This is a genomic window from Hylemonella sp. P2_B10, assembly GCF_056404875.1.
The window spans coordinates 281,416-304,910 of record NZ_JBFUDE010000005.1 but is presented as its reverse complement, the minus strand read 5'-3'; the positions used below and the strand labels follow the sequence as shown (position 1 = coordinate 304,910).

Here is a 23,495-nt window from a genome sequence, read left to right as displayed (position 1 = left end):
ATCACCCCGCCTTGATCTTCCGCACCAGAGCGGTAGTGGAGTAGCCACTGACAAAAGGCAGTGCCAGGGCTTTACCGCCATACGACTGCACCACCTGCGACTCGGCCAGCTTCTGCATGTCGTAGTCGCCGCCCTTGACCAGCACATCGGGCCGCAGCTCGCTGATGACCTCCAGCGGCGTGTCCTCGTCGAACCAGGTCACCAGGCTCACCGAGGCCAAAGCCGCCATCATGACGGCGCGGTCGTCCTGGTTGTTCAGCGGCCGGTCCGGCGCCTTGCCCAGACGGCGGGCCGAGGCGTCGGTGTTCAGCGCCACCACCAGACTGGCGCCCTGCGCACGGGCCTGCGCCAGGTAGGTGACGTGGCCGCGGTGCAACACGTCGAACACGCCGTTGGTGAACACCAGCGGCCGGGGCAGGCTGGCCACGCGCGCCACGGCCTGCTCACGCGTGCAAATCTTGGCCAGGAAATCGGGCAACTCTGGGGCTGGGGCGGTCATGGCGTCAACGGCTTGCAACGGGGCGGTAAATGGGCGGAAAATTAGGCTGCGAATACCCCGCATTATCAAGTGTGCCAATTTGGCGACAAATTGCATAATTTGCAGGCATGAACCTTGTCACGCTCAACATGGACTCGATTCGCATCGGGCACCCGCTTCCGTTTGCCTTGCGCAATCAGGAAGGCGTGTTGCTGGCGCACAAGGGTTTCGTGGTGGAGTCGCGCGACTACCTGAACGCCGTGCTGGGGCGGGGCTCCAGCTTCTTCATCGACGTTGAAGAATCCGATTCCGCCCACCGCGCCTACATGGGCAAGCTGTATGGCCTGGTGCGGGAAGAAAAATCCCTGGGCGCCATCGCCAGCACGCAGATCGCCTCCAGCGACCTGCACACCTTGCGCGACGACGGTGACGACAGCCCCGACTGGCTGGACCTGCAAATCCAGGCCAACACGCTGCTGCGCGACAACCACCCGGAGCATTTCCGCCAGCGGCTGGACAAACTGACGCGCAAGCTGAGCCGCTACGTCACGCGCAACCCCGACGGCACCCTGTTCGCCTTGATCTACCTGTCGGCCACCGAATTGCGGCTGTACAGCGCCACCCACAGCATGCTGACGATGGTGATGTGCACGCTGGCCGCGCGCGAGGTGCTGGACTGGCCGGCGCATGACGTGGAAACGCTGGGCAACGCCGCGCTGACCATGAACCTGGGCATGACCGACCTGCAAGACCGTCTGGCGCAGCAGGACGAGCCGCCCAACCCCAGCCAGCGGCGCCAGATTGACGAACACGCCGACCGCTCGGCCCACATGCTGTGGCAGCTGGGCATCACCGACCCGCTGTGGCTGGAAGCGGTGCGCGAACACCACACCCCGGTGCCCGGCGCCTTGAAGGGGCGCACGGACAGCCTGCGGCTGGCACGCCTGATACAACGCGCCGACATGTTCTCGGCCCGGCTGGCCCCGCGCGGTTCGCGTGTGCCCACGGCACCCGCCACGGCCATGCAGGCCTGCTATTTTGACGAGGAGCGCAAGATCGACGAGGCTGGCGCGGCGCTGATCAAGGCGGTGGGCATCTACTCACCCGGCTCCTTCGTCAAACTGGCCAACAACGAGATCGCGATCGTGATACGCCGGGGCGCCAACACCACCACGCCGCGCGTGGCCATCCTGGTGAACCGCTCGGGCATGCCCACGGGCGAGCTGATCGTGCGCGACACCGGACAGCGCGATTACCGCATCACCGCCAGCGTGCCGCACCGCGACGTGAAGGTGAAGATCACCCTTGACCGCCTGCTGGCGCTCACGGGCACGACAGCCTCAGACCGTTACTGGTGAGGAGCCGCCTGCGGGGCCGTTGGCCGTGCCGTTGCCCACCAGCGTGGCGCTGAGCTCGCGGCCCAGCTCCTTGCGGTAGCGGTTAAGTTCTTGCACGGTGGTGAAGCTGCGGTCCATCAACAGGCTCATGTTGTGCAGGATGCGCTCGACCACCTTGTTTTCCCACACGCCGTCGAAGTTGATCTGCTTGTCCAGCCAGTGCTCCAGCCATTCCGGGTTGGGCAGGCGGCTTTGGATGGTGTCGCGCGGGAACAGCGACTTGTTGACGTGCAGGTTGGTCGGGTGCAGGGCCTGGGCGGTGCGCTTGGCGCTGGCCATCAGCACGCCCACCTTGGCAAAGGCCGATTTGGCCTCCAGGCCGAAGTTGCCGATGGCGCGCTTCATGTAGCGCAGGTAGGCGCCGCCGTGGCGCGCTTCGTCCTGGCTCAAGCGGGTGTAGATGTTCTTGATCACCGGCTCGGTGTGCCATTCGCTGGCGCGGCGGTACCAGTGGTTCAGGCGGATTTCGCCGCAGAAGTGCAGCATCAGCGTTTCCAGCACCGGGGCCGGGTCGAACTCAAAGCGCACATTCTGCAACTCGGCTTCTGACGGTGCCAGCTCCGGGCGGAAGCGGCGCAGGTACTCCATCAGCACCAGCGAATGCTTCTGCTCCTCAAAGAACCAGATCGACATGAAGGCGGAAAAATCGCTGTCGTCGCGGTTGTCGCGCAGGAACATCTCGGTGGCGGGCAGGGCCGACCACTCGGTGATGGCGTTCATCTTGATGGTCTGGGCCTGCTCATCGGACAGCTTGGAGGCATCGAAACTGGCCCAGGGAATGTCTTTGTCCATGTCCCAGCGGACGGACTCCAGTTGCTTGAAAAGCTCAGGGTACAACATGATGGTCTTTCGGATGACTGGCGCGATTTTATGATGTTCGCGTGACCCCGGGCTGACGATTGCGTGTCAGCCGCTTGACGGCAGGCTGTATAAAACACCAAGCGGGCGGTGCCGCCTGCACCCGCTCAGGCCGGCACGGTGTCGATGAAGCTTTGCCGCTGCATCAGTTTTTCCTGCAACTTGGCCAGGTTGGCGTAGTCGGCACGCCAATCAATCTGCGGGAAGCGGAAATCCAGGTAACCCAGCGCGCAACCGACGGCAATATCGGCCAGGCTGAGGTGAATGCCGGTGCAATAGGGTTTGTCGCCCAGGCCGCGGCTCATGGCGCTCAGCGCCGCATGCATCTTGCCCAGTTGGCGGTCTATCCAGGCCTGGCTGCGCTGGGTTTTGTTGCGCCCCTCCCAGGTGGCTTCCAGCCGGGCCAGCAGGGCGGCGTCCAGAATGCCGTCGGCCAGCGCCTCCCAGGTCTTGACCTCGGCACGCTCACGGCCCATGCTGGGGATCAGCTTGCCCACGGGCGACAGGGTGTCCAGGTATTCGACGATGACGCGCGAATCAAACAGCGCCTCGGCGCCTTCCATGATCAGGCAAGGCACCTTGCCCAGGGGGTTGGAGTCGCCGATGCGGGTGTCGGGGCTCCAGACGTTGTCGGTCTCGAACTGGAAATCCAGCTTCTTTTCGGCCATGACCACCCGAACTTTGCGGACGTAGGGGCTGGACGTGGAACCTATGAGTTTCATGGAAAGCGTATGTGTAGGGGGAAACTCATTCTAGCGGGGCATCCCTCACCGACCGGCGGCCGCACTGTCCCGCAGGGGCAAGTGTCTCGCGCCACCTACAATTGAGGCATGAGCTTTTCCACCATCTCCGCGCTGTCCCCGCTGGACGGCCGCTACGCCGCCAAGCTGGCCAAACTGCGCCCGCTGATGAGCGAACAGGGCTACATGCACCGCCGTGTGCAGGTGGAGGTGGCCTGGTTCATTGCCCTCAGCGACGCCGGCTTTGCCGAGTTCAAGCCACTGACACCCGGAGCGCGCACTTACTTGTTGGGCCTGGTGAAGAATTTTTCCGAAGCTGACGGAAACGCCATCAAGGACATCGAGAAAACCACCAACCACGACGTCAAGGCGGTGGAATACTGGGTCAAGTCCAAGTTCGATTCGCGGCCGGAGCTGGTCAAGGCGGGTGAGTTCGTGCACTTTGCATGCACCAGCGAAGACATCAACAACACCAGCCACGCACTGCAACTGAAAGCGGCGCGCGACCAGGTGCTGCTGCCGGCGCTGGACGCGGTGATCGCCAAACTGCGCGAATTGGCGCATGCGTACGCTGAGGTGCCGATGCTCAGCCGCACCCACGGCCAGACCGCCAGCCCCACCACGGTGGGCAAGGAAGTGGCCAATGTGGTGGTGCGGCTGAAGGCCGCGCGCGAGCAGCTGGTGGGCATTGCCATACTGGCCAAGATGAACGGCGCCGTGGGCAACTACAACGCCCATCTGTCGGCCTGGCCGGACTTTGACTGGGAGGCTTTTGCCCGCCGCGTGGTGGAAACGCCAGAGCCGCTGGGCCTGGGCCTGAGCTTCCAGCCCTACAGCATTCAGATCGAGCCGCACGACTACATGGCGCAGTTCTTCGACGCCGTGGCACGGGTCAACACCATCCTGGTGGACTGGTCGCGCGACGTCTGGGGCTACATCAGCCTGGGCTACTTCAAGCAACGGCTGAAGGACGGCGAAGTGGGCTCGTCCACCATGCCGCACAAGGTCAACCCGATTGATTTTGAAAACGCCGAGGGCAACCTGGGCCTGGCCAATGCGCTGTTGCGCCACCTGAGCGAAAAGCTGCCCGTCAGCCGCTGGCAGCGTGATTTGACGGACTCCACCGTGCTGCGCAACATGGGCGTGGCGCTGGGCTATGCCGTGTTGGCCTACCAGTCGCTGGGCACCGGCCTGGCCAAGCTGGAATTGAACGAGGCAGCGCTGGCTGCCGACCTGGACAATGCCTGGGAAGTGATGGCCGAGCCGGTGCAGACGGTGATGCGCCGCTACGGCCTGCCGCAACCCTATGAGCAGCTGAAAAAGTTCACCCGCGGCGAGCCGGTGACCAAGGCGCTGATGCAAGGCTTCATTGCCAAGCTGGACATTCCCGAGGCGGAAAAGCAGCGCCTGCTGGCGATGACGCCAGCCAGTTACGTCGGCAAAGCCGCCGAGTTGGCCAGGCGGGTGTGACGCCCGCGCCTTGGGGCGGCCCGGCGGCGCCCCTACCCCGATAAATTATGGCCATCAAATCCACGATCTTCAAGGCCAACCTGACGGTGGCCGACATCGACCACAACCACTATGCCGACCACGCGCTGACGTTGGCACGCCACCCGAGCGAGACCGATGAACGCATGATGATGCGCCTGGTGGCGCTGGCCTTCAATGCTCATCAGCTGCAAACGCTGTGCAACGGCGACGGCACGCTGGCCTTTGGCGCCGGCTTGAGCGACCCCGACGAGCCTGACGTGTGGCTGCGCGACTTCACCGGCCAATGCCGGCTGTGGATCGAGGTCGGCCAGCCGGAAGACAAACCGCTGCTGAAGGCCTGCAACAAGGCTGACGCGGTGGTGCTGTACACCTATGGCCCGGCTGCTGAGGTGTGGTGGCGCGGCATGGAAGGCAAGCTGATCAAGGCGCACAAGCTCAGCGTCTGGCGCGTCCCCAGCGACACCGCACAAAGCCTGGCTGCGCTGGCCGAGCGCAGCATGCAGCTGCAGGCCACGATCCAGGAAGGCCACCTGATGCTCAGCGATGACCAGCGCACGGTCGAAGTAGAACCTATCAAGTGGAAATGACCCGTGGAGGGCCCTAGCGCCCCTCCACCGCCCGCTCCGCATAGCGCGTGAAGCGCAAGGAATCCGCCGCCAGCGTGATGCGCCGCCAGGTCTGGCGCTTTTGCGCCGGGCGCATTTCGGTCCAGTGCTGCACCTCGTCGAAGCTGCGGCCACAGCCCTTGCAGATGTCGTCACCCTGGCTGGTGGAGCAGATGGCGATGCAGGGCGTGTCGGGCATGCTGTCGTACCAGGCCATCCAGGCTTCCAGCGCCGGCGGCGGGATGGTGTGTTCGTCGGCCTCGGTCTCGTGGTAGAACACCATCAGCGCATACACCTCGGCCAGCGCGCGCGTCTCATCCGCCAGCGAAAAACCGTCGGGCGAGGGCTTCTTGTCGCGCCAGTAATTGATGGCCGACTCGATGTCGGTGATGTGTATGCCTGCCATGCTTTGCCAAAACGGGGAAGGCGATGATAGCCCGCTGCGCTGCCCCCTCGCAATGCCCGGGTTTGGCCGGTGCTATGCTGACAGGCATGACCAAATTGATCATCAAATGGCTGCTTTTGGCCGCTGCCCTGGTGCTGGTGGCCCATGTCTACCCCGGGGTGGAGGTGAAGAGCTTTGGCACCGCGCTGATCGCCGCCTTCGTCATTGGCCTGTTCAACGTGGTGCTGCGGCCGGTGCTGGTGGTGCTGACGCTGCCGGTGACGCTGGTGACGCTGGGCCTGTTCCTGTTCATCATCAACGCGCTGATGTTCTGGGCTGCCGCCGAGGTGCTCAGCGGCTTCCAAGTGCACGGCTTCTGGGCCGCGCTGCTGGGCTCGCTGATCTACTCGGTGCTGGGCATGGTGATCGACTCAGCGCTCGAGCGACTTGTCGCTTGATTGTTCCTTCAGCAGCAAAGCCACCGCGCGTGCGCGGCTGTCGATGATGGAGGCCTCGAAATGGTCGGCGGTGCCGCGCGAGGCGGCAATGCGCACCTGCTCCTGCGCGGCACGGAAGCGGTTCATGGCGCCGGCGTAGTCCAGCTGCGCCACATGCACCTCGGCGCCTGCGCGTATGGCGCGCAGCGTCAGCCCCTGGGCGGTGTAGGCCGCTGACAGCATCTGCCAGGCGGTGGCATCGCGCGGGTGCAGCGCCACCCAGGCCTGCAGGCCGGCGGCCGGCTGTTGCGGCTGGTTGAGTGCCAGCAGGGCCTGGTAGGCCAGCAACATATCGGGCCGGCCACTGAAGCCGCCGCCTTCCTTGGCCAATGGGTGCAGCGCCTCCAGCGCGCGCGCGGGTTCGCTCTGGGCCAGCGCGAGTTCGGCCTGCAGCAGCCGGACCTGGCGGGCGGCGGGCGCGTCGTCACGCGTCAGCGCCTGCAAGCGCTGGATGTAGCTGTTGGCCACCGCGAAGTCGCGCAGTTTCAGGCTGGCCAGCGTGGCCCCGTACAACACGCCGGCCAGGCGCGGCGGCGGCAGCGCGGCCGCAGTGGTGGCGGAGGCCTCGGCCACCAGCGCGCGCAGCGCGTCCACCCCCGGCTGGGCGAGCACGCGGGCGCGCGCCGTCACCATGAAGTGGTCCAGGGCCGGCCTTGCGTTGGCGCCGGTGCTTTGCATCAGCTGCTGGCGCGCCTGCATGTCGGCGATGCGCTCGGTGGTCAGCGGGTGGCTGCGCAGGTAGGGAAAATTGCCGCTGTCGTTCAGGCGCGCACCCTGCTGCAGCTTGTCGAACATGGTGACGAAGCCCTGCGGGTCGAAACCGGCCTGCGTCATGACGCCATAGCCCAGGCGGTCGGCTTCGCGCTCCATGTCGCGCGAGAAGTTCAGCTGGTTCTGCATGGCGGCGGCCTGGCCGCCCATGATCATGGCGTTGGCGGCGTCGGGGTTGCGGCCCGCCACCAGCACGCCCAACAGCATGGCGCCCATCACCCAGGGCGCCTGGGCACTCTGCTTGGCGATGATGCGCGAGATGTGGCGCTGGGTGACGTGGCTCAATTCATGCCCCAGCACCGAGGCCAGCTCGTCACGGCTGCTGACCACGGCGATCAGCCCCAGGTTGACGCCCAGGTAGCCGCCGGGCAGCGCGAAGGCGTTGATGTCGCGCTCGCGGTCCAGCATGACCTCCCAGGCCAGCCGCTCACCCAGCTCGTCGGTCAGGTCGCCGCGCGCGCGCGCCGCCGTCAGCAGCGGCTGCCAGATGCCGCTGATGTACTCGACCAGCACCGGATCGTCCATGTAGTCCGGGTCGCGGTAGATTTCGCGCGCGATACGGTCGCCCATGCGCCGTTCGACGTTCAGGGTCATGTCGCCGGCGTCGCCCAGGGTGGGGAGCTGGGCGTGCGACAAGGCCAGCGGCGCGGCCAGGCCAGCCAGCAGTGCCAGGCGCACCAGGCGCCTGGCTGGCGACGCGCGTTGTCGGCGTTGAAACAGGGCTTTCAAAATGAATCCAGTGGCAAAAAGGCCAGGGGTTGCGCCGTGGCCGGGTCCAACAATACGGTCCAATAGGTCTTGCGGCCTATCATGGGCAGGTAGACCAGGTCATCGGCCCGGCGACCCACAGCGCCGGCCGCCTGATCGATCTGCGCTGTTTGAGCCGCGAACCGGCCTTTTAGTTTCGCTACCGGAGCAGCCGCGCGCAAGACCCGGGCCTGTGCGGCCTCATAAGGCTGCCACAGGTCGGGCCGCGCACTCAACGCCAGCCCCTGCAAGGCCGCCATCGTGAATTCGGTTTTTTCCCCCTCGTCGCGGAAGTCCCTCAGCGACAACACACTGGGCCCGAGCAAGGGCATGGCATTCAGCCGAGGCGGCGCCTTGCCCAGCAGGTCGGCGGGAACGTCTACCGCATGCACCACACGGAAGCGGTCGTACTCGAACACCAGATGCACCGGCCGGGCGATGAACACCGTCCACAGGCCATAGGTCAGCGCCAGCAGCTGAATCAGCACCACCAATCCCAGGTCTTTGCGCAGTTCAGAACGCTTCTTGGCCCGGTTAAAAATCACCAGCGTGACCAGCGGCCCGAGCACCACGTCGACACTGACGACGATGAGAAACAGCTCCCGGCCCCCGGAGATATCGCGGTACGGATAGGGGTACCAGAGGCCAAACACCAGCAGGCCCGCCAATGCCGCCACCAGCAGGCTCAGGCCCAGGTGGATGGCGCAGGCCTTCAGCCGGTCTTTCCAGAACGTCAGTGGGCGCGCGGCCATGGTTTCATCATGCATGACTTCGGTGAACGTTTGGTAAAGTGGTAGCCCTCCACCCCCAGAAGGCCAGATGGCAGGATTTTGCATGAGCCCGCTCACCCATTTTGACACCCAGGGCCAGGCCCACATGGTGGACGTGGCCGGTAAGCCGGCCACTCGCCGCACGGCCGTGGCCTGCGGGCGCATCGACATGCTGCCGGCGACCCTGGCCATCATCGAAGGCGGCACGGCCAAAAAAGGCGATGTACTGGGCGTGGCCCGCATCGCCGGTATACAGGCGGCCAAGAAGACCAGCGACCTGATCCCGCTGTGCCACCCGCTGGCGCTGACGCGCGTGGCCCTGGTGCTGACCACCCATGCGGCTGAGGCCAGTACCCCAGCGCATGTACGCTGCGTGGCGACAGTGGAGACCATCGGCCCCACCGGCGTTGAAATGGAAGCCCTGGCAGCGGTGCAGGTGGCCTTGCTGACGGTCTACGACATGTGCAAGGCGGTTGATCGCGGCATGTGCATCAATGCTGTGCGGCTATTGGAAAAACACGGGGGCCAATCCGGCAGCTACATCAGCGCGCCTTGACCGGGGCCTGGCGCGCCTGGAGGGCGCCGTGCCCGGGCTTCAGTCTGCCGCTGGCGTGGCACCGGCACTTCGGGCGCGCAAGTCGGCGCTCCAGCGCGCATAGTCCTGCGGGAAAGCGGTGCGAAAGCGCGCCAGGAAATAAACTGCCTCTTCCTTTCGTCCCAGCAGCGTGGCGCTTTCGATGAGCTTTTCCACCACCCTGGATTCGGGCGAGAAATGCAGCATTTCCAGCGCCATCGCGTGAACCTGTTCGGCATTGTCCCGGCTGAGCGGCGTGGTGGTGAGTTCTGCGAACACCACTTGGTCGTGGAACAGCCGCGACCCGCGGATTTTCTCCAGCGTGTTGTCCTGGTACCCGGCCATGCGTTCCTCAGGCGGCACGTAGATCTGGCTGATGCGGGTATAGTCCCAGGCCACATAGGCCACGGCGGCCACCAGCAGGCAAGCCACGGCCAACACCACGCGTCTGCGCGCGGGCGAAGACCCGCTGCCGCCGTCCGCGGCGAGTACCGCCGCCGGTCGCCGCCACAGCACGAACAGGCCCAAGCCGAACGCCATCTGGAACGGCCCGTACCACAATGGGTACTCCAGCATGCTGTGCAACAGGATGACCGCCAGCGCGCCCCAGGCCATCTGGCGGCCGGCATCCCGTTCCACCCAGGGCCGCCCCTTCTTCACCAGGAAGACCGCCAGCGCGATGGACAATGCCGCCACGGGAATGCCCAACTCCACCGCCAGGTGCAGCGGCAGGTTGTGCGCATTGTCCAGAATGTCACAAAAACGGGCGCCCTGGTACAAGGTCGTGAAGTGCGCGAAGTCCAGTTCGCCCCAGCCCCAGCCCCACCACGGTTTTTGGCCGATCAGGCTCAGCACATTGGCCCACAAGGTCAAGCGGCTGGTGCATGCCGGCATGTTGGCATTGAAGCGCCCCAGGATGCCCTGGCTCAGCGGATCCACGCCCGACGCCCAAGGCAGAATCAGCGCACCCACTGCGTAGCCCGTCACAGCGGTCAGCAGCACCCACCGGGGCCCGGCCTGCCGCCACACCCGCCAAATCAGACCCAGGCCAACAACGAAAACCAATTGCATCAGACCGGTCCGCGACGAGGAGGCGGCATTGCCGAGTGACAACAGAACGGCTGCGGCCGCCAGACTCAGGGCTTCACCCGCAGAGGGTGCCGGTCGCCGGGCGGCCAGATACAGCAGGGCCAGCAAGCCCAGATTGGTCAAGGTACCGAACTGGTTGCGCTGGCGCAAATTGGCGTAAGCCTGGCCCAGGGTCGTGGCATTGATCCAGGGTGAAGCCGGTTCACTCAGGCCAAAGTATTGCAACAGACCCATGGCACTGCTGAGCAAGGCGGCCAGCAGCCAGGCCACAGCCACCAAACGGGCCAGGTCCGGCTTGTAGTGCCGCAGTTGCGTGACCGAAAGCACCAGGGCGAGCCCCAGCCAGGTGAACAGCCCTTGCACGACTGCAGGCGATGGCCCCGGGGCGAAAGGGTTCAGCCAAGGCAAGGCAATGCCCAGCACAAGCAGGGCACTGGCGCCCAGCCGCAGCGGCCGGCTCGTAACGGAATCTGGGACCGATACCACAGGTGCCACGACATGGCCATCGGGTTTGCTTGACTGATGCATCTGTCTGGGCGCCGCGTCAAGGATGGACTGGGCCAGGCGCGACAGGCAGCGGCGCCATGACAATCGCCTGCCTGACACCGCGGGCATGCTGCGCCCAGATGCGGTCGTACAGCCGCTCCAGATCACGAGTGAAGCCAGAAGTGTCGAACAAAGGTGCATTCATGCGGTTTTCCAACAGTTTTCTGCGCAGCGCCACCAACCGGGAGGGGTCATTCGCCAGTGCCTTGGCCAGGGCGAAATAGGCCTCCCAGTCGCGCGTCACCAGCTCGGACAAGCCCACCGCATGCAGCATGCTGGCGGCCACTCGGCTGGCAAAGGTGTCGCCCATGCGGGTGACCAGCGGCACGCCGGCCCACAGTGCGTCGCTGCCAGTGGTGTGCGAATTGTAGGGAAAGGTGTCCAGTGCCAAGTCGGCAAGCTGCAGGCGCCCCAAATGACGCTCTGGCGACAACACCCGGGCGAACACCAGGCGGTCGCCGGCGACACCGTGCGCCTGCGCCTCACGCCGCAGATTATCCGACGCCGCCGGCGAGGACTGCAGCAACCACAGCACACTGCCGGGCACGGCGTGCAGCAGGCGGCACCAGACGCTCAAGCCGCCCGGCGTGACCTTGTAGCTTTGGTTGAAGCTGCAAAAGACAAAACCCGACGCCGGCAGGCCTTCTTCCTCCCGGCTGGGCCTGGCGCCTATGACGCGCTGCCGGTCGTTGGGCTGGTAGCAGTGTGGCATCAGGGCCAGGGTCTCGCTGAAATGCGCGGCATGCTCCAGCGGTGTGACAACAGGGTCGCCGACGATGTAGTCCGCCAGCGCGGGATGGCCCAGGGTGCCGGGATAACCCAACCAGCTGACCGTCACCGGTGCCGGGCGCTGCGCAGACAAAGCCATGCGGGTATGTTGGGTGAAGCCCTTGAGGTCCACCAGGATGTCTGTGCCATCGCTCGCAATCGCCCGCGCGGCCTCGTCATCGGCGCTGGCGGCGAGGTCGCGAAAGACATCGCAACAGGCCGCGACACGGCGGGTTACCGCATCCTCGGTTGGACCATAGGAATAGGCATGAATGGCATACCTGGAACGGTCGTGCGCGGCCAGCACGCCCTGCAACAGATGCATGGTCGCGTGGTCATGGAAATCCGCCGACAGATAACCTATGCGCAAACGCTCGCCCGGCTGCGTTGGCGCGGTCACTCGCCCCAGGTAAGCACTCAGCGTGTGTTCGGCAAAGCGCAAGCTGGCCTGCCGTTGCAGCAATGCCATCTGGTCATCGGCCGGCTCCATGCTCAGAATGTCAAACGGCGCGATGCCAGCCACGCCCCGCGCCAACATGCCGCCCAACGCCTGGGTGTCGGCATCGCGCTGGGACCAGTCGCACAACTGGTTGGCGCCATGAAAGGCGCGGGAGAGCGCCGCGCCAAAGTCCGGCCGGACCGCCACGGCCTGGCGCAAAGCACGCTGCGCCGCCTCCGGCTGCCCCAGGTCCTGCAGCACCAAGCCCAGCACCTGGTGGGCTTCGGCCAATTGCGGATCCAATTCCAGCGCGCACCTGCAGCTCAGCGCGGCGGCGTCGAGCTGTCCGAGCTTGCGCAGCACGCCAGCCAGATTGGCGTGCACCTGCGCATAACCAGGCTGCAGTTGCAAGGCACGCCTGTAGCTTTGCGCGGCCGGCTCATGCTGGAGCAAGTCATCCAGCGTGTTGCCCAGGGCCACTTCGGCATCGGCGAAATCCGGCTGCAGCGCCAGCGCCTGCCTGTAACAGGCCATGGCGGCACGCGGGCGTTGCAAACGGGCGTTGGCATTGCCCATGTTGTAGTGTGCAGCGGCATAGGCGGGATGGAACGACAAGGCCTGCCCGTAGCCATCCAGCGCCGCTTGGGCGTCGCCCATGGCCAACCGCAGATTGCCCAGGTTCAAATGCGCGCGCGCCAGATTGGGCGCCAGCTCCAGGGCCTGCAGGTAGCACTGCTCGGCCTGTGCGGAGATTCCGGCGTCCGTCAATGCGTTCCCCTGGTCAACCAGGGCCGATGCCCGCGCGAGGGCGTCGCCGGGCTCGTCGCCGGTGCCGCTCAAGATGATGGGTTGCCTGACGCCGCTGCCATGCTGCTCCCAGATTCGGCGGTACAGCCGCTCCAGATCCCGGGTAAAGCGCTCGGTGTCAAACAACGGCAGCTGCGCGCGCGTCTCAACAAGTTGGCGGCGCAGCGCCTGCAGACGCGGCGGGTCCAACGCCAATGACTTGGCCAGCGCCAGGTAGCCATCCCAGTCCTGGGTGACCAGTTCCTGCAGGTTGACGGCGTGCAGCAGGCTGGCGGCAACCCGGCTGGCAAACGTGTTCCCCATTCGGGCCACCAGCGGCACGCCCACCCAAAGCGCATCGCTGCCGGTGGTGTGGGAGTTGTACGGGAAGCTGTCCAGCGCCAGATCCGCCAATTGCAGCCGCGCCAGATGCGTTGACGGCGGCACCGGCGGCGCAAACACCAGGCGCGAAGGCGCCACGCCGCGTGCCTGTGCCTCGCGCTGCAGGTTGGCCACGGCTGCCGGCGATGTGGACAGCAACCACAGCACGCTGCCCGGCACTTCCGTCAGCAGGCGACACCAGACGTCAAAGCTCTCGGGGTTGAATTTGGCAACCTGGTTGAAATTGCAGAAGACCAGGCCCTCAGGCGGCAGGCCGACCTGGGTCCGGCTGGGCGCTTCACCCACCGCGCGCTGGCGGTCGTTGGGCTGGTAGCAGTGAGGCAGCAAGGCCAGAGTTTCGCTGAAATGCGCGGCATGCGCCAACGGTGTGACGATGGCGTCACCGATGATGTAGTCCGCCAGCGCCGGATGCCCCAAGGTGCCCGGGTAGCCCAGCCAGGCGACGCACACCGGCGCCGGGCGCTGCGCCTGGATGGCCGGGCGCGTGCCCTTGGTGTAGCCCTTGAGGTCGATCAACAGGTCAATGCCGTCATCGGCAATCAAACGCGCCGCATCCGCGTCAGACAGGCCGGTCAGGTCCCGGAAGGCTTCGCACAGGGCTTGCACCTGGCGAGTGACCCCGTCCTTCACCAGCCCGTAGGAATAAGCATGAACCTTGAACTGCCGGTGGTCATGTGCCGCCAGCACGCCACGCAGCAGCTGCATGGTGGCATGTTCATGGAAGTCAGCCGACAGGTAACCTATGCGCAAGCGCCCTTGCGCCACGGCCGCTCTGGCCGGCATGGGGACGGAATCGGCCAGCACTGGCCCCAGCGTCAGCTCCGCGTAACGCCGGCCGGCGCGCAGTTGCAGCAGCGCGTGGTCCACACCAGACTGCTCCAGGCCCAGCAAGCTGAACGGGCGAATCGCGCCACCACCGCCATACACGCTGTCGCACAGCGCACGCTGATCGGCGGATCGCCGCGACCAGTCCCCCAGCAGGCTGGCGCAGGCATAAGCACCTTCCCGAGAGGCATCCAACTCCGGGCGGATCGCCAGCGCTTCGCGATAGGATGCATGCGCCTCCAGCCAGCGCCCCTGCTCCTGCAGCACCACGCCAAGGTTGTGGTGCGCGTTGGCGGATCCCGGATCGATGGCCAGCGCCCACCCACACGCTTCTACGGCGGCGTCCAGTCGGCCCATGCGCACCAGCACGCTGACCAGCCGCTCACAGACTTCCGCATGGCTGGGCTCCAGGCGCAAGATGGCGCGATAGCTGCGCACAGCATCGTCAAATCTCTGCAAGCGCTCCTGCAACGTGCCCAGCTGGTACAGCAGCAATACGTTGTCCGGGTCCTGAGCCAACGCGGCCGAGTAGTGACCCATGGCCGCCTGCGGCTGGCCCTGCGCCTCTTGCAGCCGGCCTTGCGCGAGCAGTTGATCTCCCTCGGCCACGCGGCGCGCCGCCTGCGCGGCTGCACCGCCATCCGGCTGCAAGGGTTGCGCCGGCGCAACCCTGGCGCGCAATTTTTCCCAAAGATTCATGGCGTTGTGTGTGCGCAAGTCCAATCCGCATGTGCCGGCCGGGCGACGGCAAATCCGACCGCCAGGAGCACAATACCAGTTCGGATTGTGCAAAAAACCGTCGGCGGCCCGGCGGCCCCGATTTTCACCATGACCATGCCCATGCTCAGTCATCGCCAGGCCCGCAGGGGCAGACCATGCTGAAGCGCCTTCAAACGCTATGGCGCGGGCCCGGCGGAGCTCCAGCTTCCCCCGCGGCGGCGCGCGCGGATGCCCACGCCGGCCAACGATCCGACCCGCAGGCACTGCGCAAGCAGGGCAATGTGTGCCTGGCACAGGGCGACCTCGTCGGCGCTGTCAACCAGTACGAAGCCGCCATCGCGGCCAATCCCGATGACGCCGATGTCCACATTGCCCTGGGCTTCACGCTGTCGCGCCAGACGCGCTGGAATGACGCCCGGCATTGCCTGGAACGCGCCGTGTTGCTGGCGCCGGGGGAGCCCGAGGCCCATTACCTGCTGGGCGTCAGCTTGCTGCAGCTTGATCGCGTGGAAGAGGCGAGCGCCAGCCTGCAGCGTGCACTGGCGCTCAACCCCGGCTTCGCTGAAGCACACCATTCGCTGGCCATGCTATTGCGCGGCCAAGGCCGGTGGGACGAGTCCCTGCGCCACTTCGACCGCGCGCTGGCGTTGGCCCCCGACGCGGCCGAGACGCGCCTGGGCAAGGCCTTGGTGCTGTTGCTGCGGGGTCAATTTGCCGAGGGTCTGGACCTGTTTGAAAGTCGTCTGGATCAGCCTTCGGCGCCTGCGGTCGCCAGCTGGCTGAGCCTGTTGGCCCGGCGCCCGGACAAGCCCTTCTGGAACGGCGAGCCGCTGCACGGCCGTCGGCTGCTGGTATGGGTGGAGGAAGGCTTGGGCGACTGCCTGATGATGATGCGCTACCTGCCACTGCTGGCACAGCGCGGTGCTCACGGTCTCGTCATACTGGCTGATCCATCGCTGGAGCGCCTGATGCAAGCCGTGCCCAACGTGGCGCGGGTCGTCCATTCAGCCGGCCCGCAGCTGCTGGATGACTTTGATGTGCATTGCGCCATCATGAGTCTGCCCAGGCTGTTTGGAACCCGCGCGGACAGCATTCCCGCCACGGTGCCCTATCTGGCCCAGCCACCTGCCAAGTTGATCGAACGGCTGGCCAGGCCGGCGGCCATCGGCATGCTGCAGGTGGGGCTGGTGTGGGCCGGCAACCAGGCCTTCAGCAAGGACCGGCTGCGCAGCCTGACGTTGTCACAGCTGCAGCCCTTGATGCGGGTGCCCGGCGTGCAGTTTGTCAGCTTGCAAAAAGGCCCCGCCGCAGCCGAGGCTGGCGCGCTGGGCTGGCCGCTGCTGGACTGCATGGATGATTGCGCAGACTTCCTCGACACCGCCGCGCTGGTGTCGCAGCTGGACCTGGTGATCAGCGTCGACACGGCCGTAGCTCACCTGGCCGGCGCCCTGGGTAAACCGGTGTGGCTGTTCAACCGCTGGGGCAGCGAATGGCGCTGGCAGCTCGACCGCGAGGATTCGCCCTGGTACCCCAGCATGCGCCTGTTCAACCAGGCGGCGCCGGGCGACTGGACGCCAACCATCGCGGGGATGGCGCAAGCCCTCGCGCAACTGGCCGGCCCGCAACCGGACCCTGATCGCTGTGCCGGGCGTGTACAACTACCGGATCCGCGTTGATTTCACTGGTGAATCGGGTAAAAATGGGCCGCGGCGGTCAAGGCCCGGTTAAAGTGCGAACTGCGAGCAGTTTTTCCAAAGGAAGATGTGATGATCGGCTGGTTGAACGCAAGGCGGGCGGGGGAATTTGGCGCCTCGCTGGCACAGAACTTCATTGACAAGATGCCGCCCGGCGCAATGCTGAATGAAAGCAAACTGGCGTCCAAAACCGAATACCTGCTGACCAAGATGCAAGCGCAAATCAAGGCCTTTAAGCAGGAGGAAGCGTTGAATTTTTACAAGAAGGCAAAACTGAGCAATGCCTTCAAGTGGAAGCTGAAAGATGCCGGCTATGACGACGCATTCATTGAAAAGCTGATGGAGTGGCTGGTTCTCCACGTTTAGTCAGGCTAGAGTCATGCTTTTGACAAGGATACTCAAGGACATCACCAGCAAGCCCCGGGCGCACAACAACCTGGCCGCGTTGCTGACGGACGCGTCCGTGCGCAAGGTGCTCAACGTGGGTGGCGGCTCGACGACCATTGGCATTCCCGAACATTACCGGGATTGGCGGCAGTTGATGCTGGACATTGATCCAAAATCCGGCGCCCAGATCGTGATGGACGCGCGCAAACTGATGTCGCTGCCCGACAGCGTGGTGGACGCGGTGTATTGCTCACACAACCTGGAGCACTACTACCTGCACGACGTCAAAAAGGTGCTGGCCGGTTTCCTGCATGTGCTCAAGCCTGACGGCTTTGCCGAGATTCACGTGCCCGACATCGAAGGCGTGATGACACGGTTCGTGACGGAGCGCATGGACATACACGATACGCTCTACCAATCCCCCAGGGGGCCTATCACGGTGCACGATGTCGTCTATGGGCACGGCGAGGAAATCGAGCACTCCGGTGTTGATTTCTACGCGCACAAGACCGGGTTCACCAAGGCGACCCTGGAAGCCGCGCTGCTGAAGGCCGGGTTCACGCAGGTGTACATGGGGCAGTCAGAGGACAACCTCGCCATCGGCGCGATGGCGTTTCGCAGCAAGCCCACTGCGGCCCAGTGCGCGCTACTGCAACTGGAGCCTGCTTGAGCCAGGTTGCGCTTGAGGGCGGCCACCGAAAGCCCGCGCCTATCAGGGCGACACCGGGCAAGCGTCGCGGCCATGTTCGCTAGTCTGAAAAAACTGTTGCCGCGCCGCCCCGACCAGATAGGCCCGGCGGCGCCCGCTGCGGTGACCGCCGATGACACCAGCGCACATAAGCAAGCCCGCGCCCAAGGCAACACACTGGTGCAGCAAGGTCGCTACGTCGAGGCAGAACACCACTACCGGCTGGCGCTGCAACACCGGCCTGATGAAGTCAGAACATTGGGCGGCCTCGGTTTTTCGCTCAGGGAACAAGGGCGCTTGCAGGAGGCAACCGGCTACTTGCAGCAGGCCTTGGCCTTGGACAGTGCCAGCCCACTGGCCGTCGACAACCATTACCTCTGCGGCCTCATCGCCGAGGAGCTGGGCGAGCTAGAACAAGCCCGCAAGCACATGGCGCTAGCGCTGGCGCTGAAGCCGGACTTCACACTGGCCAGCCGCGACCTGTGCCGACTGCTGTCCCTGACGGGCGATTTGAGTGGTGCACAGGACGTGCTGCACAAGGGCATGGCCCTGGATTCGGCATTCGGGGATTTCCACTTTTACCAGGGCAACCTGCATTTCGAGAACAACGCCCCGGAACTCGCTGTGCAAAGCTACCAGCGGGCCCTGTCCCTGGGCGCCGCCTGGGCCGACGTGTACTGCGGCCTGGGCACGGCCTACTACAAGCTGGGCAACAGCGCACAAGCGGCGGAAAGCTTCGCGCAGGCAGCGCGGCTGGACCCAGGCACGGTGGTACGGGGTATGCGCGAGTCCGGCTTCAACCATTTCCGCTATGGCGAACACTTGCAGGCGGTGGATGATCTGGAAAAAGCCGTGGCACGGGACCCCGAATTCCTGGAAGCCCAGTCCACGCTGCTGTTCTGCCTCAACCTGCTGCCGGAGCTGGCGCCGCGCTACCGGGCCTGTGCGCAACGCTTTGCATCGGTCGTGATGGCCAAGGCCAATCCGGTGGCACTGCCGCGCGCGCCAGCCCGGCCCGAGGGTGAACCGCTGCGCCTGGGTTTCGTGTCGGCGGACTTTCGCAACCATCCGGTGGGCTTTTTCATGGAAAGCATCCTCGGCCAGTTTGATCGCAGCCGCTTCTCGTTGTTTGCGTATTCCAACAATGCCCGCAATGACCACGTGACCGCGCGCTTGCGCCCCCATTTCGACACCTGGCGGGTGATCCGCGACCTGAAAGACGAGCAGGTAGCGCGCACCATCTCCAATGACGGCATTGACATCCTGGTGGATCTGGGAGGGCACACCAGCGAAAACCGGCTGGCGGTATTCGCCTGGCGGCCGGCGCCGCTGCAATTGACCTGGCTGGGCTACTTCGCCACCACCGGCATGGCCGACATCGACTACATCGTGGCAGACGATCAATGCGTCCCGCCGCAGGCAGACGAGTACTTCAGCGAAAAGGTTTGGCGCCTGCCCGACACCCGCCTGTGCATGACCCCGCCGGTGACCGCCCCGCTCCTGCCCGTGGCTCCGTTGCCGGCGCTGAGCGCGGGCCATGTCACGTTCGGCTCGTTCCAGGCGCGCACCAAGATCACGTCTGGCGTCTTGTCTGTGTGGGCCAGGGTGCTGGCAGCCGTGCCGGGTGCGCGCCTGCGGCTGCAGATCCCCACCACCGACGTCGCCTCCATACGTGAGGAGTTCCTGCGCCAGCTTGACGCCGCCGGTCTGGACCGGCAGCGGGTTTCACTGACGGCCGGGACCGGTTGGGAAGCGTACTTGGCCAGCTACCAGCACGTGGACATGGTGTTGGACACGTTTCCGTACCCCGGCGGAACCACCACCGCGGACGCCTCGTGGATGGGTGTGCCGACCCTGACGATGGCGGGCAGCACCATGCTGTCGCGCCAGGGTGCAGGCATGATGCATTGTCTGGGGCTGGACAACTGGATCGCCAACAGCGAAGACGCCTACGTGGCCAAGGCCGCCGCGTTCGCCTCGGACCTGCCGGCGCTTGCGGGGCTGCGCGCCGGTCTGCGTGACAGGGCGGCCCGGTCACCGCTGTTTGATGCGCGCCGCTTCACCGCCAATTTGCAGGATGCCTTTGAAGGCATGTATCGGATCACCTGCCGCTGACATCGACGCTATGTTTGAACGACTGAAGAACCGGTTGACCGGCAAGAGTCCCGTCACCGATCTCGCGGCGCAACCGGGCGAGCGGCTGCGCCAGGATGGCGATGCCTTGCTGGCCAGCGGCAATCTGGACGGCGCCGAGCTGTGCTACCGCCAAGCAGTCGCCAGCGATCCGCGCAACGCGGCCAGCCGCGTGGGCTTGGGCCGTGCACTGGCACAGCTGCAGCGGGACGATGCCGCGTGGCGCGAACTCGAAGCAGCCATCGGCCTGGACGCCCGCCAGGCCGATGCCCACGAGTTGTTGGCCAGCCTGGCTGAGCGGCAGTCAGACTGGCGCACCGCGGCGCGCCATTACCGGACGGCTTTCGAGCTGAAACCAGAATCCGCGTTGGCTTGCCTCGGCGCTTTCCGTATGCTGATGCTGCTGGGCGAGATGGCCGATGCCCGCGCCTTTCTCGCCCAAGGCGTTGCCTTGCACCCGACGGTGGCCGACTTCCATTTCTACGAGGGCAACATGCTGCTGGCCGGCGGCGATGCCGAATGGGCCATCGACAGCTACCAGCGGGCCCTGGAACTGGGTGCGGACCATGCCGCGCTGCACGGCCGCATGGGTGGCGCCCTGCTGAAGCTCAACAGGCTGGAAAAGGCCCGAGAGCACCTGGCGCGCGCCGTCGCACTGGACCCGGCCAACATGGAAGCCCGCCATGACCTGGGCGTGGTGCTCCACCACCTGGGCCAGATCGACGAAGCCATACAGCAGCAGCAGATCACCATCACGCATGAACCCCAACAACTCGGCGCACACAGCTGCTTGTTGTTCGCGCTGTGCTTTTCCGACACATGTACGACATCGCAGTACCTGGTGCATGCCCAGCAGTTCGCCGAGCAGGCGCGCAGGGGCGCCCAGCGACTGACGCCACCCCATCCGACGCAGGCGCGGCACACGGAGGAAGCGCGGCGGCGCCTGCGCATCGGCTGGGTGTCGGGCGACCTGAGAAAGCATGTGAACATGGCTTTCTTCAAGCACATCCTGGCGCGGTTGGCCGAAGAGCCGCTGGACCTGGTTGCATTCTCCAACAATCCCTATGACGACGCGGTCACGCATCAGCTTCGCGCGGCGATGACGGAGTGGCATGACATCACGCCCCTCAGCGACCAGGACGCCGCCCGGCTGATTCACGGCTGCCGCATCGACGTCCTGGTGGACCTGTCGGGCCACACCGCCCACAACCGGCTGCCGGTGTTTGCCTGGCGGCCCGCGCCGGTCCAGGCCACCTGGCTGGGCTTCGCCGCCACCACCGGCTTGTCCGAAATGGACTACCTGCTAGCCGACCCGGTGTCCGTGCCGCCAGCGTCGAGCGCGGATTTCAGTGAGCGCATCCTGTACTTGCCGCACACCCGGCTGTGCATGGCGCCGCCCGCCAGCGCCGAACGATGGCCCGTCAGCCCGCTGCCCGTGCAGCGCCAGGGCTTCATCACCTTTGGCTGTTTCCAGCAGGTTGGGAAGATCAACGACCGTGTGCTGACCGCCTGGCAGAAAATTTTGGCTGCGATGCCCGATGCCCGGCTACGGCTGCAGATCCGCTACCTGGACTTGGCAAGCGTGCGCGGGGACCTGGAACGCCGACTGGCCGCGTCAGGCATCGCGGCGAACCGGGTCAGCCTGCACGAAGGCACATCGACGGACGACTACTTGGCCGCCCACCATGAGGTGGACATGATCCTCGATACATTTCCCTATCCTGGCGGCACCACCACCGCCGAAGCGCTCTGGATGGGCGTGCCCACAGTGACGCTGCTCGGCGCTTCACTGCTGGCACGCCAGGGCGCCAGCATGTTGCACACTGCCGGGCTGTCCGACTGGGTGGCGGAAAACGAAGAGGCGTATGTGGAACGGGCGCTGAAGTTTGCCCGCGACACCGAGGCGCTGGCCGGCTTGCGCCAACGGCTGCGGGCCCAGGCCACGCGGTCACCGCTGTTCGACAGCCATGGCTTCGCCCGGGACCTGGCGCAGGCCCTGCGCGCCATGCACCAGCAGCAGCAGCAGCAGAGCGTCACGGAAAGCTGAGCGCGCGCAACTCTGGGTGTTGCGTGGCCTTGTCGCGCCACATGTCACTGGCGGCCAGGTAGTAGCGCTCGCCGTACAAGCCGCGCAAGGTGGCCATCATGTGGCGGGCGCCGGCGGGGTCGCCGTTGAGAGCCAACGCCATGGCGTAGTTCAGCGTCAGGCTGCCGGTGGGAAAGCGCCAGGCGACCTGGCGCAACGCCTCCAGCCGCTGCGCATCGGTGTGCGCCACGGGCTGGTAGCGCACCGCGCTTTCCATCGCCGCCATCTGCGTCAGCAAATGGATGCGCGGCATGCGATAGCTGGTTTCGGTCGCCCCCACGCGCAGGTTCTCGAAACGCGTGACGCGCAGGTCCTCCTCCACCAGCAGGTATTCGCGGCAGATGGCGACGCCGACAACGCTCCAGGCCGCCAGCGCCAGGCCAAAGGCCAGCCGGCGCACCCGCCACCCATGGTGCAAGGCCAGACTGGCTTCCACCACCCCCATCATCAGCCCGGCCGTCAGCAGGAAGTAGGCATAGGCAAACGGATACTCCACCAGGCTGTGGACCACGATGGGCAACAGGCAGGCCATGGCATAACCACCGCTCAGGTTGGTCACGCGCCACAGCCGGGTGCAAAACCAGTAGCCGGCCAGGCCGATCAGCAACACGCCCAGCGGCACACCGTTCCAGGCCAGCAGATCGAGCAGCACGTTGTGCGCGTAGGTGGCCGGCGTGCGCGCCGGATGCGCCGCCGCACCGGCCATGGTGGCGGTGACGGTCTGGTTCCAACCGTATCCGAGCCAGGGTGCCTGGGAGATGCCGTCCGCCACCTGTTGCCAAATGACGACGCGGTCGTTCACCGTCGTCAGCGACGCGCGTGGCGTGGCAAAGGCCACGGCGGCGTCGATGCGCGGGAACAGCACGGTCGCGCCGAAGAACAACACAACCCATGCCACCACGTGACTCAGGCGCAGGCGCGAAGCCATGCGCGAGCGCTTCCACACTAGGAAACACGCGACCGCCAACGCGCCCAGCATGCCGGCGCGCGACTGCGTCATCACCAGCACGGCTGTCATCAAGCCCACACCCAGCGCATAGGCGAGCCAACCAAAAGTGCGGCGCTCGAAAGCGTGGCTATAAGCCAGCAAACCCACCAGCAGGAATGTGGCCAACTGGTTGGGCTGCGCCAGGTTGCCCATGGCACGGTCACCAGGATCGGTCTGCGTGGCAAAGATGCCCAAACTCGGCTCCAGCTTCAGCCATTGCACCAGACCCACGGCTGCCGAGAGCAGGGCTGCCGGCCACAGCGCGTGCATCAGCGCGGCCACGCCAGACGCGTCATCTACCCGGGTGAGCTGGTAACCGATGGCGATGGCCAGGGCCCAAGCCACCAGGTAGTACGAGCTCATCAAGGCATCGCCGGCGAACGCGTTGACGCCAGCCGTCCATTGCAACCAGGGCAGGATGGCCAGCGCGGCAACGCTGCAGGCCAGCACCGGCCAGCGCGACTGCGCCGCTGGCACCAGCCAGGCCAGCGCCAGCAACGCCACCGCGGCCAGCGCCAGCGTCTCGGAGTGAAAATTGAGCCAGGGAGGGTAGTGGTTCGGCAGCAGCCAGCACAGCGACAACAACCCCCAGCCCATCAGCTTCAACAGGGCGGGGCGAAATAAAAAAACG

General features: G+C 65.6%; 19 protein-coding genes. 10 read left to right on the top strand and 9 right to left on the bottom strand.

The annotated features are described in order from the left end of the window. Nucleotide 1: 1 nt before the first annotated feature. Entirely contained in the window at nucleotides 2–499 is a 498-nt protein-coding gene (gene rfaE2 / locus AC1DX2_RS22555) for a D-glycero-beta-D-manno-heptose 1-phosphate adenylyltransferase (RefSeq protein ID WP_477198660.1), read from the bottom strand. A 107-nt stretch (nucleotides 500–606) separates the two neighbouring features. Here rfaE2 and AC1DX2_RS22550 point away from each other — a divergent pair, with 107 nt between their 5' ends. After that, nucleotides 607–1,836: an HD-GYP domain-containing protein gene (locus tag AC1DX2_RS22550; RefSeq protein WP_477198659.1), complete on the top strand. Its 1,230-nt coding sequence runs from the start codon at nucleotides 607–609 to the stop codon at nucleotides 1,834–1,836. On the opposite strand, the gene AC1DX2_RS22545 is transcribed toward AC1DX2_RS22550, so the two are convergent. After that, complete coding sequence (locus AC1DX2_RS22545; protein WP_477198658.1) at nucleotides 1,819–2,715, bottom strand: ferritin family protein; 897 nt, start codon at nucleotides 2,713–2,715, stop codon at nucleotides 1,819–1,821. The two genes, AC1DX2_RS22550 and AC1DX2_RS22545, sit on opposite strands and share 18 nt — an antisense overlap. Before the next feature lie 125 nt (nucleotides 2,716–2,840). Further along, the gene (locus AC1DX2_RS22540; protein WP_477198657.1) at nucleotides 2,841–3,455 is read right to left on the bottom strand and encodes a glutathione S-transferase C-terminal domain-containing protein; all 615 of its coding nucleotides are present in this window, start codon (nucleotides 3,453–3,455) and stop codon (nucleotides 2,841–2,843) included. A gap of 108 nt (nucleotides 3,456–3,563) precedes the next feature. Between AC1DX2_RS22540 and purB the strand changes: the two genes are divergently transcribed. Both purB and AC1DX2_RS22530 read left to right on the top strand, forming a co-directional pair. Further along, nucleotides 3,564–4,943: an adenylosuccinate lyase gene (purB, locus tag AC1DX2_RS22535; RefSeq protein WP_477198656.1), complete on the top strand. Its 1,380-nt coding sequence runs from the start codon at nucleotides 3,564–3,566 to the stop codon at nucleotides 4,941–4,943. Nucleotides 4,944–4,990: 47 nt separating this feature from the next. Then, on the top strand, nucleotides 4,991–5,551 hold the full coding sequence (locus AC1DX2_RS22530; RefSeq protein ID WP_477198655.1) for a YaeQ family protein: 561 nt from the start codon (nucleotides 4,991–4,993) through the stop codon (nucleotides 5,549–5,551). Between the two features lie 13 nt (nucleotides 5,552–5,564). Here AC1DX2_RS22530 and AC1DX2_RS22525 read toward each other — a convergent pair whose 3' ends face one another. After that, complete coding sequence (locus AC1DX2_RS22525) at nucleotides 5,565–5,975, bottom strand: DUF3717 domain-containing protein (protein ID WP_477198654.1); 411 nt, start codon at nucleotides 5,973–5,975, stop codon at nucleotides 5,565–5,567. 86 nt (nucleotides 5,976–6,061) lie between these two features. Here AC1DX2_RS22525 and AC1DX2_RS22520 point away from each other — a divergent pair, with 86 nt between their 5' ends. After that, a complete protein-coding gene (locus tag AC1DX2_RS22520) occupies nucleotides 6,062–6,412 on the top strand; it encodes a phage holin family protein (protein WP_477198653.1) in 351 nt (116 codons plus the stop codon). On the opposite strand, the gene AC1DX2_RS22515 is transcribed toward AC1DX2_RS22520, so the two are convergent. After that, a complete protein-coding gene (locus AC1DX2_RS22515) occupies nucleotides 6,386–7,951 on the bottom strand; it encodes a M48 family metalloprotease (protein ID WP_477198652.1) in 1,566 nt (521 codons plus the stop codon). The two genes, AC1DX2_RS22520 and AC1DX2_RS22515, sit on opposite strands and share 27 nt — an antisense overlap. Continuing rightward, nucleotides 7,948–8,805 carry a TfpX/TfpZ family type IV pilin accessory protein gene (gene tfpZ, locus AC1DX2_RS22510; RefSeq protein ID WP_477198651.1) on the bottom strand — a complete coding sequence of 286 codons (858 nt, stop codon included), beginning with the start codon at nucleotides 8,803–8,805 and terminating at the stop codon, nucleotides 7,948–7,950. The genes AC1DX2_RS22515 and tfpZ overlap by 4 nt, the downstream gene beginning before the upstream one ends. Between tfpZ and moaC the strand changes: the two genes are divergently transcribed. Then, complete coding sequence (moaC, locus tag AC1DX2_RS22505) at nucleotides 8,804–9,295, top strand: cyclic pyranopterin monophosphate synthase MoaC (RefSeq protein WP_477198650.1); 492 nt, start codon at nucleotides 8,804–8,806, stop codon at nucleotides 9,293–9,295. The two genes, tfpZ and moaC, sit on opposite strands and share 2 nt — an antisense overlap. Nucleotides 9,296–9,334: 39 nt before the next feature. Here moaC and AC1DX2_RS22500 read toward each other — a convergent pair whose 3' ends face one another. Together AC1DX2_RS22500 and AC1DX2_RS22495 are read right to left on the bottom strand one after the other, a co-directional pair. Further along, complete coding sequence (locus AC1DX2_RS22500; protein ID WP_477198649.1) at nucleotides 9,335–10,765, bottom strand: PglL family O-oligosaccharyltransferase; 1,431 nt, start codon at nucleotides 10,763–10,765, stop codon at nucleotides 9,335–9,337. Nucleotides 10,766–10,946: 181 nt separating this feature from the next. After that, nucleotides 10,947–14,867 carry an O-linked N-acetylglucosamine transferase, SPINDLY family protein gene (locus tag AC1DX2_RS22495; protein WP_477198648.1) on the bottom strand — a complete coding sequence of 1,307 codons (3,921 nt, stop codon included), beginning with the start codon at nucleotides 14,865–14,867 and terminating at the stop codon, nucleotides 10,947–10,949. A 176-nt stretch (nucleotides 14,868–15,043) separates the two neighbouring features. Here AC1DX2_RS22495 and AC1DX2_RS22490 point away from each other — a divergent pair, with 176 nt between their 5' ends. The 5 genes from AC1DX2_RS22490 (at nucleotide 15,044) to AC1DX2_RS22470 (ending at nucleotide 21,837) form a co-directional block, all read left to right on the top strand. Next, nucleotides 15,044–16,564 carry a tetratricopeptide repeat protein gene (locus tag AC1DX2_RS22490; RefSeq protein WP_477198647.1) on the top strand — a complete coding sequence of 507 codons (1,521 nt, stop codon included), beginning with the start codon at nucleotides 15,044–15,046 and terminating at the stop codon, nucleotides 16,562–16,564. Between the two features lie 90 nt (nucleotides 16,565–16,654). Beyond that, the gene (locus AC1DX2_RS22485) at nucleotides 16,655–16,948 is read left to right on the top strand and encodes a hypothetical protein (protein WP_477198646.1); all 294 of its coding nucleotides are present in this window, start codon (nucleotides 16,655–16,657) and stop codon (nucleotides 16,946–16,948) included. Nucleotides 16,949–16,961: 13 nt separating this feature from the next. Next, a complete protein-coding gene (locus AC1DX2_RS22480; RefSeq protein WP_477198645.1) occupies nucleotides 16,962–17,639 on the top strand; it encodes a class I SAM-dependent methyltransferase in 678 nt (225 codons plus the stop codon). A gap of 72 nt (nucleotides 17,640–17,711) precedes the next feature. Further along, a complete protein-coding gene (locus AC1DX2_RS22475; RefSeq protein ID WP_477198644.1) occupies nucleotides 17,712–19,772 on the top strand; it encodes an O-linked N-acetylglucosamine transferase, SPINDLY family protein in 2,061 nt (686 codons plus the stop codon). 10 nt (nucleotides 19,773–19,782) lie between these two features. Next, on the top strand, nucleotides 19,783–21,837 hold the full coding sequence (locus AC1DX2_RS22470) for an O-linked N-acetylglucosamine transferase, SPINDLY family protein (RefSeq protein WP_477198643.1): 2,055 nt from the start codon (nucleotides 19,783–19,785) through the stop codon (nucleotides 21,835–21,837). On the opposite strand, the gene AC1DX2_RS22465 is transcribed toward AC1DX2_RS22470, so the two are convergent. Beyond that, a complete protein-coding gene (locus AC1DX2_RS22465; RefSeq protein WP_477198713.1) occupies nucleotides 21,824–23,461 on the bottom strand; it encodes a PglL family O-oligosaccharyltransferase in 1,638 nt (545 codons plus the stop codon). The two genes, AC1DX2_RS22470 and AC1DX2_RS22465, sit on opposite strands and share 14 nt — an antisense overlap. Between the last annotated feature and the right edge of the window lie 34 nt (nucleotides 23,462–23,495).